This is a genomic window from Sandarakinorhabdus sp. (assembly GCF_040398645.1).
Classification (GTDB): Bacteria; Pseudomonadota; Alphaproteobacteria; order Sphingomonadales; family Sphingomonadaceae; genus Sandarakinorhabdus.
On sequence record NZ_JBBATR010000002.1, the window covers coordinates 12237 to 22356 of the forward strand.

General features: G+C 63.3%; 9 protein-coding genes. 3 read left to right on the forward strand and 6 right to left on the reverse strand.

Annotation, left to right across the window (positions count from 1 at the left end; genetic code table 11):
• The 3 genes from ABWP50_RS00610 to glpK form a co-directional block, all read right to left on the reverse strand.
• Nucleotides 1–1262, reverse strand: a 1262-nt coding sequence (locus ABWP50_RS00610; protein WP_353216046.1) for a PQQ-dependent dehydrogenase, methanol/ethanol family, incomplete at its 3' end; no start/stop codon positions are given.
• Between the two features lie 138 nt (nt 1263–1400).
• Nucleotides 1401–1583, reverse strand: a complete 183-nt coding sequence (locus ABWP50_RS00615) for a hypothetical protein (protein WP_353216047.1) — start codon at nt 1581–1583, stop codon at nt 1401–1403.
• Complete coding sequence (gene glpK, locus ABWP50_RS00620) at nt 1583–3049, reverse strand: glycerol kinase GlpK (protein ID WP_353216048.1); 1467 nt, start codon at nt 3047–3049, stop codon at nt 1583–1585. The genes ABWP50_RS00615 and glpK overlap by 1 nt, the downstream gene beginning before the upstream one ends.
• 41 nt (nt 3050–3090) lie before the next feature.
• Between glpK and glpD the strand changes: the two genes are divergently transcribed.
• Nucleotides 3091–4626, forward strand: a complete 1536-nt coding sequence (gene glpD, locus ABWP50_RS00625) for a glycerol-3-phosphate dehydrogenase (RefSeq protein WP_353216049.1) — start codon at nt 3091–3093, stop codon at nt 4624–4626.
• A 54-nt stretch (nt 4627–4680) separates the two neighbouring features.
• On the opposite strand, the gene ABWP50_RS00630 is transcribed toward glpD, so the two are convergent.
• The 3 genes from ABWP50_RS00630 to ABWP50_RS00640 all read right to left on the reverse strand — a co-directional run bounded on the left by ABWP50_RS00630 (nt 4681) and on the right by ABWP50_RS00640 (nt 7564).
• Complete coding sequence (locus tag ABWP50_RS00630) at nt 4681–5340, reverse strand: alternative oxidase (protein ID WP_353216132.1); 660 nt, start codon at nt 5338–5340, stop codon at nt 4681–4683.
• 355 nt (nt 5341–5695) lie between these two features.
• Nucleotides 5696–6523, reverse strand: a complete 828-nt coding sequence (locus ABWP50_RS00635; RefSeq protein WP_353216050.1) for a DUF2189 domain-containing protein — start codon at nt 6521–6523, stop codon at nt 5696–5698.
• Between the two features lie 57 nt (nt 6524–6580).
• On the reverse strand, nt 6581–7564 hold the full coding sequence (locus ABWP50_RS00640; RefSeq protein WP_353216051.1) for a threonine ammonia-lyase: 984 nt from the start codon (nt 7562–7564) through the stop codon (nt 6581–6583).
• 273 nt (nt 7565–7837) lie between these two features.
• On the opposite strand from ABWP50_RS00640, the gene ABWP50_RS00645 reads away from it, so the two are divergent.
• Complete coding sequence (locus ABWP50_RS00645) at nt 7838–9040, forward strand: type III PLP-dependent enzyme (RefSeq protein ID WP_353216052.1); 1203 nt, start codon at nt 7838–7840, stop codon at nt 9038–9040.
• Nucleotides 9041–9161: 121 nt separating this feature from the next.
• Nucleotides 9162–10120 (forward strand): deoxyhypusine synthase family protein (locus tag ABWP50_RS00650; RefSeq protein ID WP_353216053.1); only part of this gene is annotated, 959 nt, incomplete at its 3' end.

A 10120-nucleotide genomic window follows, 5' to 3' on the forward strand; every position in this document is an offset into this window, starting at 1 on the left:
CTCATCGGGTGCCAATTGTGCGCGCCCAGCGGCGACGGCATCACCAGCGCGCCGGCCTTGCGATAGCGTGCTTCCGGCACTTCGATCGGGCGACCGGTCTTCATATCCACGCCGGTCGTCCAGGTTTGCGTGGCAAAGCCCTTGGCCGAAATCAGCTGGCCGCCCTGACGGTCAATCACATAGAAGAAGCCATTCTTCGGCGCCTGCATCAGCACCTTGCGCGGTTTGCCATCGATCATCAACGTCGAAAGCATGATCGGCTGGGTCGCCGTATAATCCCAATTGTCGCCCGGCGTGCCCTGATAATGCCAGAGATATTCGCCGGTATCGGGCTTGAGGGCCAATACCGATGACAAGAACAGATTGTCGCCCTTGCCCTCCGAACGGATCATGTGATTCCACGGCGAACCATTACCGACACCGATATAGAGCTGATCCAGTTCCTGATCATAGACGATGGCATCCCAGGCCGTGCCGCCGGCACCACTTTTCCAGTAATCGCCATACCAGGTCGGCGCAGCCTTGCCGGCCAAGACGCTGTCCGAGGCTTCGCCATCGGGGCCCTTGGACGGATCGCCGGGCACCGTGAAGAAGCGCCATTTTTTCTTGCCGGTCGTCGCATCATAGGCGGTAATGTAGCCGCGCACGCCCAATTCCGCGCCACCATTGCCGATAATCACCAGTCCCTTCACCACGCGCGGCGCGCCGGTGATCGTGTAGGGTTTGGACACATCGGTGAAGGTCTGGGTGGACCATTTCTGTTTGCCGGTTTCGGCATCCAGAGCAATCAGCCGGCCATCTAGCGCCGCAACATAGACATGGCCGCCCCACACCGCGACACCGCGATTGACGACATCGCAACACGCACTATGCCCACGCGCCTTGTCCACCTTGGGGTCAAAGCGCCATTTAACCCGGCCGGTAACGGCATCCAGCGCCATCACCGTTGACCAGGAGGTGGTGGTGTACATCGTGCCATCGACCACAATCGGCGTAGCTTCCTGGCCGCGATTGGTTGGCAGATCGGCAAACCAGGCCAAGCCCAACTGGCTCACGTTCTCAGCGTTGATCTGCGTCAGATCGGCAAAGCGCTGCTCGGCATAGGTGCCGCCGTGCGTCATCCAGTTGCCAGGCTCATTGCCGGCATTGGCCATCCGCTGCGCATCTATGCTGCGCACGCCGCTCGCTGGCCCGCCAGCGCCGGCAATTGCGGCCATACCCACACCAACCAACAGCATGGCTGCAAACTTTGCGTTTGTCATACCCATCTCCCCTCTGTCACGCAGCTTAATCAAACACGCCGTGCCGGCAAGCACGCGATTGTCACAGGCAAAGGGGCACGGGGCACGGGGGCAAGGGGCACGGGGGCACGGGTCTGGTCACCCCTTCAGACCGAAACATCAGCCGGGCAACGGCAGGCTGTTGATCCACGCATTGAACGCCACCACAATCCCGGCGACCATCATCAAAACCGCCTTGGTGCGATTGCTGCCAGGCTGGTTGAGCAGCCACAGGCCGCCGGCCACCAGCGCCAGCGCCGCAACAAATGCCAGGCCGACCAGCGGAGACATCGCAGCGCTCATCAGCCGATCACCCGGGCAATGGCGGCTTGCCATGCACTGCGCCGCTCCTGCCGGGTTGCGGCATCGGTGGCCGGGTGAAATTGCCGCCCGGCCGCTGCCATGGCCGCTGCCGCCGCCGGCAGATCGGCAAACAGGCCGGCACCAACGCCGGCCAGCATCGCAGCCCCCATCGCGGTGGTTTCGATCACCCGCGGGCGTTCCACCACCACACCCAGCGTATCGGCCAAATCCTGGCACAGCCAATCATTGGCAACCATGCCGCCATCCACGCGCAGCACCGCCGCCGCCACGCCATCGGCGGCCAGCGCGTCCACCAGATCGGCGGTCTGCTGGCCCTGCGCTTCCAGCGCGGCGCGCACGATATGGGCGCGGGTGGTGCCGCCGGACAGGCCGCAGATCAACCCGCGTGCATCGGGCGCCCAATGCGGTGCGCCCAGCCCGGCCAGCGCCGGCACAAAGCTGACGCCGCCGCTATCGGGCACCGATTGCGCCAGTGTTTCGGATTCGGCGCTGCTGGCGATGATGCCCAGCCCATCGCGCAGCCATTGAATGGCCGATCCCGCCACGAAGATCGCGCCCTCCAGCGCGTAGGCGCAGCGCCCGTCCAGCCGCCACGCCACCGTGGACAGCAAGCGATTGTGCGACACCGGCGGCGTATCGCCGGCATGCGCCAGCAGGAAACACCCGGTGCCGTAAGTGGCCTTCAGCATGCCCGGAGACAGACAGCCCTGGCCGATCGCCGCTGCCTGTTGATCGCCGGCGGCCCCTGTGATCGGGATGGTGCGCCCGGCGATCACCGTGGTGGCCAGCGCGCCGGCACAATCCACGATGGCGGGCAGCGCCGCCGCCGGCACGCCAAACAGATCAAGCAATTCCGCATCCCACGCGCTGGTGGTCAGGTTCATCAGCAGCGTGCGGCTGGCATTGGTGGCATCGGTCACATGCGCCGCGCCGCCCGACAAATGCCAGATCAGCCAGCTTTCGACGGTGCCCACCGCCAGCCGGCCATCGCGCGCCGCATCGCCAACCATCGGCCAATTGTCGATAGCCCAACGGATCTTGGTGCCCGAAAAATACGGATCCAGCAGCAATCCAGTGCGCGCCTGCACCATCGCTTCGTGGGATTTGAGTTCGGCGCACATGGCCGCGGTGCGGCGATCCTGCCACACGATGGCACGCGCCAATGGTTCACCGCTGGCCCGGTCCCAGAACACCACGGTTTCACGCTGGTTGGTGATGCCGATGGCGGCGATGCGCGCTGCACCAACTTCGTTGGCCACTTCTTCCAGGCAGGCGCGTGACTGCGCCAAAATCTCGCTGGCATCATGCTCCACCCAGCCGCTGGCCGGATAATATTGCGTGATCGGCCGCGCCGCGCTGGCCGCGATGTCGCCTGCCAGCGTAAAGGCGATGGCGCGGGTGGAGGTGGTGCCCGCATCGAGCACAAGCAGCAATTGGTCGTTCATGCCGCCTTTTCTATGACCTCAAAGCCCGTTAGGGAAGCGCGGTGAAAACTTCAGACACTTTGTACGATCTTGCCATCATCGGCGCGGGCATCAATGGCGCCGGCATTGCCCGCGATGCGGCCGGGCGCGGGCTTTCGGTTGCCATAATCGACAGCGGCGATGTTGGCGGCGCCACTTCGTCATCGTCCACCAAGCTCATCCACGGCGGCCTGCGCTATCTGGAATATTATGCCTTTGGCCTGGTGCGCAAGGCGCTGGCCGAACGCGAAGTGCTGCTGGACATGGCGCCGCACATCACCTGGCCGCAAGCCTTTGTGCTGCCCTATGCCGCCGGTATGCGGCCGGAATGGATGCTGCGGCTGGGCACGTTGCTCTATGACAATCTGGCGCGCCGCGATGTGGTGCCGGGTTCGCAGCGCATCGATCTGCGCCAGGAACGCGCTGGCCGCGCTCTAAATCCCGATTATCGCAGCGGCTTTCGCTATTGGGATGGCTGGGTGGACGATGCCCGGCTGGTGGTGGATAACCTGAAGGATGCCGCCGCCCGCGGTGCCACCGTATTGCCGCGCACGCCAGTGCAGCGGGCTGAACGCAGCGGCGGCCATTGGCGGCTGCTGCTGGGCAATGGCAGCACCGTGACGGCGAAGCGGCTGATCAACGCCGCTGGCCCGTGGGCCGAAGATGTCGCGCGCCGCGTGATGGGCGTGAACGATGCGCCGCCGCTGCGCCTGGTGCAGGGCAGCCACATCGTCACCCGCCGCGTGCATCTCGGCAAGGATGCCTTCATGCTGCAACAGCCCGATGGCCGCATCATCTTCGTGATTCCCTATGAGCGCGACTATTCGCTGATCGGTACCACCGAGGCCGATATTGCCCAGCCCGGCGATGCCGCCGTGTCAGATGCCGAAGTGTCCTATCTGCTGGCGGCGGCCAATCGCTATCTGGCGCGGCCGCTGACGCAGGACGATGTCGTGCACAAATATGTCGGCGTGCGGCCGCTGGTGCTGGAAGATGGCAAGGCGCAAAAGGAAACCACTCGCGATTATCGGCTCGTCGAGCATCCGGGGCTGGATGCCATGACCATCGTGGGCGGCAAGATCACCACCTACCGCGTGCTGGCCGAAGATGTGCTGGCCCGCATATTGCCCGGTTCGAAACGCTGGACCAGCACGGCCCCGCTGCCCGGCGGTGCCATCGCGCGCGGCAAGGGCGAAAACGGCCAGGTGGCCTTCAAACGCTGGCTGGAACATCTGCAGGCCGAGCAAGCCGATTATGATCCCAAGCTGATCGAGCGGCTGGCAAGGACCATCGGCGCGCCCACTGCCGATCTGCTGCGGGCCGGGCTGGGCCGCAATCTGGGCGGCGTGTTCGAAGCCGAGCTGGAATATTTCCGCAGCGAAGAATGGGCGACCAGCAGTGAGGATGTGCTGCGCCGCCGCACCAAGCTGGGCCTGCACCTTGATGCCGCGGCGCAGGCCGAAGTCGCGCGCTGGTTTGGCGAGACGCCTCGCGAGACATCGGGCGAAATGGCCGACGTGCATGCCGGCCACCGCTTTGCCCGGCCGGGCGCGGCCTGATCATCAGGCTGATGATTTGGCGAGCCTACCGGGATTGCTGCATTTAACGGCCGATCACGCCGTCAAGCGAAGATCGCCGGCATGCTCGGGATAAGGCGCGATTGCGCGGGCATCGCAGGCATTGCCCGCCAGTTCATCGGCGAAACCATGATTGACATCGCGGTGGTGTGCTTCATCGGCGCGCACCTTGATGACGACATCGCGCAGCGTGGCGGTGGCAGGCAGCTTCCAATAATGGCAGGCAATCGCTGGCGCTGGCACATTGGCAATGCGGCCGGCATCGATTTCCGCCAGATAGAGACTGTAGCTGAGCACGGCTTCTTCTTCAAAATAGCCGACAACGCGGTGGGCAGTGCGCGATGACACCATGTAAAGCACGAAAAACCCGGCATAAAACACCGCCTGCGCAATCTGGATGATCAACCGTTCAAACCAGCTGGGCTGGGCAATGGCGATGAACGTCATCAGGTGCATACGCTCGTTTTCCGCTTCTTCCATCAGGGTGCGGATCCAGCCGCCATCATCCTGCATGCGGCGCAGCGAAACGAGATGCTGCATTGTTGCGCCGACCATGCCGGGCACGGCCGCCACGGTTTCCAGCACGACCGCGCGGTGGCCATAACGCTTGGCAAAAAACACATCCGCACACAGCCGCAACAGCTTGGTGAAACCCAGCGCGATATGATCCGACAAGCCGCGCGCAGGCTGGTGCATGTGCAGGTTGCTGCCGATGTTGCCCGGCACGGTGCCGGGCGGGGAAATAGAAGGTTGTGCAGTGTCTCGCGCGCTGTGGATGTCACTGGCGATCATCTTCGGGGTCATTTCAATTTCCCGTGCGGACTGGCCGTGCCCGCCCGCTGCGGTGCGGGGTATCGGCTTGACGTTTACGTCAACGTCAAGGATCGGGTTACGCCTGTGCGAAGCCATGCGGCATAGGACAAAATGGCGCAGCAATGCGGCACAGAAAAAATGGCGCAGCAATGCGGAATAAAAAAAATGGCGCAGCAATGCGCCGGGCGATCACCTCCTGCATCGGCAGCGCCCTGCCACGCCGATGGGCCGGGCCCGCTCAGGCAGCCGGCAGCACCGGGGGCGAAACCAGCACAGGCGCGGGCTCTGGCAGCACAACGATCCGATAGAGATGCCAGGTGGCGTGGCCAAGCACCGGCAGGACCACGAGCAGCCCGAGAAACGCCGGCAAAAGCGCCGCTGTCAGGCTGGCCGCGACGATTGCGGCCCATGCGGTCATCACGACCTGATTGGCTTTGATGGCTGAAAAACTGGTGAAAATCGCGGTGAGAAAATCGACATTGCGGTCAACCAGCATCGGCAGGCTGATCACTGTCATTGCGTAGAAGAAAAACGCGATCGCAGCCCCCACGCTGCTGCCCACCACCAGCATCAGCCAGCCCGCCGTGGTGTCGAACAGCGCCAGCGATTCCGATCCAATGCCCGATTCTGCCAGAAACACTGCAAAAATACCGTGACCGATCATCAGCCAAAACCCGAAGCCGACGAACAATATCACGCCGACCGACAGGATTTGTTCGTCACCGCGCCCGCGCAGTGCGCCCAGCACAGCGCCCCACGACAGCGGCAGGCGCGCCGCGCGGCGGCGGCTGATTTCATACAGGCCAACCGCGCAAAACGGCGCCAGCAGCGGAAAGCCAGCCGCCGCCGGCACCAGCCACGCCACATCGCCGCGCACCAGCGTCACCCACGTCAAAAACCAGCCAGACACCAAGTAAATGCCGCCAAAAAACAACCCAAAGCCTGATTCTGCACGAAAATCCTGCCAGCCGGCCGCCAATACTGTCTGCAAATCTGCCAGTACCAGATCGTCTCGCACGCGCGCTTTGGGCCATTTGGCCGGGTCCGCTCGGTCTGCCGTTGCCATGCACCATCCCCGATCTCTCCGGATGCTGCGCCAATTGTGCTCAGCCAGCAAGCCGGTTTACAGCGCGCCCGCCACCTTCAGGCAGTCCATCATCACCTGCGCTTCGATATTGCCGCCCGACAACGTGGCGATCACGGTTTTGCCGGCCACATCAACGCGGCCGAACAGCAGCGCCGCCAGACACACGGCGCCGCCCGGTTCCACCACCAGCTTCAATTCCCGAAACGCAAAGGCGACGGCGCGCGCCACTTCGGCCTCGCTCACCGCCACGCCGGTCGCGCCGTGATGAACCAGCGTGGCAAAGGTGATATCGGCCATGCGCAGCGTTTGCAGCGCGTCGCAGCGGGTGGGGCCGGGATTGTCCACCGGCAGGATGCGGCCGGCGGCCAGACTGCGGCAAACATCGTCATAGCCCTCGGGCTCAACCACCACGGTCGGCAATTGGCTGCCCGCTGCAAAACCGCCCGAAAGCCCGCCGCCGCCGCAACATGTCAGCGCCAGATCGGCGGTTTCACCCAGGGCCGCGAGGTCCTGGACCGCTTCCAACCCGGCTGTCCCCTGCCCCGCAATGATCAGCGGATCGGCAAACGGCGGCACGATGATGGCACCGCGAGCCTGGGCGATGGCATCGGCAATCGATTCGCGGCTTTCTGTGAGGCGCTCGTAGAACACCACCTCGGCACCGTCCGCGCGGGTGCGTTCCACTTTGAGGCGCGGTGCATCCGCTGGCATCACGATCACCGCCGGCATGCCCAGCAAACGCGCTGCCCGCGCGACACCTTGGGCGTGGTTCCCGGATGAATAGGCGACCACGCCGCCGCCGCGCGCTTCAGGGGCAATCGCCAGCAGGCGGTTCATCGCACCGCGAAACTTGAAGCTGCCGGTGTGCTGCAAATTCTCCGGCTTCAGCCAGATGCGGCCACCGCACAGCGCATTGAGCACCGGCGCGCCTATCAGCGGCGTGCGCACCGGCCAGGTGCCAAGACGGATTGACGCAGCCACCACATCAGCGTGCACCACGGGATTAACCTGCGAAGTCATTGAAAAAAAGCCCTTTCACAAAAATATCACAAACGCGACAAGCCTTTGAAAGCCCACATCAAAACCAGCATTTTGTCGCAGCGGTCCTTGTCACAAAAAACCGCTTTACACACCCCCCATGCTCTCATAGAGACCCCTTCGCTGCCCCATGGGACTTCCACCGCAAGGCAGCTTTGGTGTCAATGCCGGCGATCGGCCGAGACTGTCCTGAAACGGGCAATCCCGACAAGCGCGCAGCATTGGCATACTTTGCCGACCCGGAGGTCCCTTGAGTTGTTCAAGCATCATACTGCGCTCTCAGTAGCGTCCACCCTGCGTCCCTCGCAGCCGGTTACTCTCGTCCGCCCCCACGCGGCGCGTCGCGCTGCCCGTTTCTTCCTTGAGAAGTTTCCGGGCACGGCGATGTATGCCGTCAAGGCGAATCCGGCGCCCGATCTGATCCGCACCCTGTGGGATGCCGGGCTGACGCATTATGACGTCGCCTCCATCGCCGAAGTGCGTCTGGTCCGCGAAGTTGCACCCAACGCCACGCTCGGCTTCATGCATCCCATCAAGGCGCCCGAAGCCATTGCCGAAGCCTATCATCGCCACGGCGTGCGGGTGTTCAGCCTGGATTCGATCGACGAGCTCGACAAGATCGTTGCCGCCACGGCCACGAACGGCGTCGCTGCGACTGACCTGACATTGTGTGTCCGGCTGCGCGTCTCGTCCTCGCATTCCAAGCTTAGCCTCGCATCAAAGTTCGGAGTCCACGCAGACGAAGCAGCGCCGGTGCTGATGGCGGCTCGCCAGGTTGCCGATGCGCTGGGCATCTGCTTCCATGTCGGCAGCCAGGCCATGAGCCCGCAAGCTTACGGCGATGCCATCGCCCAGGTGCGCGCGGCGATCGTGGCGGCCGGTGTGACTGTGGACATCGTCGATGTCGGCGGCGGTTTCCCGTCGATCTACCCCGGCATGGCCCCGGCCCCGCTCGAAGCCTATTTCGAAGTCATCCACCGCGGCTTTGAATCGCTGCCGATCTCCTATTCGGCTGAATTGTGGTGCGAACCCGGCCGGGCCTTGTGTGCGGAATATTCGTCCGTGCTGGTCCGCGTCGAAGCCCGCAAGGAAGATGTGCTCTACATCAACGATGGTGCCTATGGTGCGCTGTTCGATGCCGCGCACGTCGATTGGCGCTTCCCGGTGCAACTGGTGCGTGAAACCGCCAGCCGCGCCCGCGACATGGAGTTCAGCTTCTGGGGCCCGACCTGCGACGACATGGATTACATGCGCGGGCCATTCGTGTTGCCAGCCGATATCAAGGCCGGTGACTATATCGAAGTGGGCATGCTCGGCGCTTATGGCCAGGCCATGCGCACCGGATTCAATGGCTTCACGGCTGGCGAAACCGTGCTGATGAGCGATGAGCCGATGGACACGCTTTATGCTGTCACACCAGAGTCTTCGGACAAGGTTATCCAGCTTCGCAAGAAATGATCCTTCTGCCCTCGCCGCCACCGGCGAGGGCAGGTTTCCCCCGCTCGGCGCCGGACTCCCCTGGCCGCGGGCGGCGTTTCCGTTGGGAACGCCGGGCCATCTTCAAATCGGGAGAGCCCACATGACCACCAATGCCGTCGTTTCCGACCTCAGCCAGATCGACCGCCAGCGCAAGGCCGAGCTGCTGTCGACCGTTGTCGAGCATATCGACATCACCAGCTTTGATGCCCGCCCGATCATCGAGGGCATGGCCAAGATGAGCTTCACTTCGCGTGATCTCGCCCGCGCCACCAGCATCTACAACCAGATGCTGGCCGATCCCGATTGCACGATCTTCCTGGTCATCGCCGGCTCGACCAGCGCTGGCGGTTGCATGGATCTCTATGCCGAACTGCTGCGCAGCAACATGATCGACGGCATTGTCGCCACCGGCGCCACCATCGTGGACATGGATTTCTTCGAAGGCCTGGGCCACAAACATTATCAGGCCCTGGAAGTGCCGGATGACGATACGCTGCGCTCGCTGCTGATCGATCGCATCTACGACACCTATATCGACGAAGAAGCGCTGCAAGATTGCGACCACACCATCTACGAAATCGCCAACAGCCTGCCGCCCGGCCCCTACAGCAGCCGCGCCTTCATCCGCGAGATGGGCAAATATCTGGCCGAGCATGGCAAGAAGGATAACAGCCTGGTCAAGCTGGCTTATGAACATGATGTGCCGATCTTCTGCCCGGCCTTCGTGGACAGCAGCGCCGGTTTCGGCTTGGTCAAGCATCAGGTTGACCGTGCCAAGGCCGGCCAGCCCTACATGATGCTCGATGCAATTGCCGATTTCCGCGAACTGACCGACATCAAGATCAAGGCCGGTACCACCGGCCTGCTGATGATCGGCGGCGGCGTGCCGAAGAACTTCATCCAGGACACAGTGGTCTGCGCCGAAATCCTCGGCCATCATGACGTGGAAGTGCACAAATATGCCGTGCAGATCACCGTCGCCGATGTGCGCGACGGCGCCTGCTCATCGTCCACGCTGCAAGAAGCTGCAAGCTGGGGCAAGGTCAACACCGGCATCGA

What these genes read in the sequence shown, in the direction of transcription:
- ABWP50_RS00615 (WP_353216047.1), bottom strand. Translation starts at nt 1,583, where the DNA reads ATGAGCGCTGCGATGTCTCCGCTGGTCGGCCTGGCATTTGTTGCGGCG.
- glpK (WP_353216048.1), bottom strand. Translation starts at nt 3,049, where the DNA reads ATGAACGACCAATTGCTGCTTGTGCTCGATGCGGGCACCACCTCCACC.
- ABWP50_RS00630 (WP_353216132.1), bottom strand. Translation starts at nt 5,340, where the DNA reads ATGCACCAGCCTGCGCGCGGCTTGTCGGATCATATCGCGCTGGGTTTC.
- ABWP50_RS00635 (WP_353216050.1), bottom strand. Translation starts at nt 6,523, where the DNA reads ATGGCAACGGCAGACCGAGCGGACCCGGCCAAATGGCCCAAAGCGCGC.
- ABWP50_RS00640 (WP_353216051.1), bottom strand. Translation starts at nt 7,564, where the DNA reads ATGACTTCGCAGGTTAATCCCGTGGTGCACGCTGATGTGGTGGCTGCG.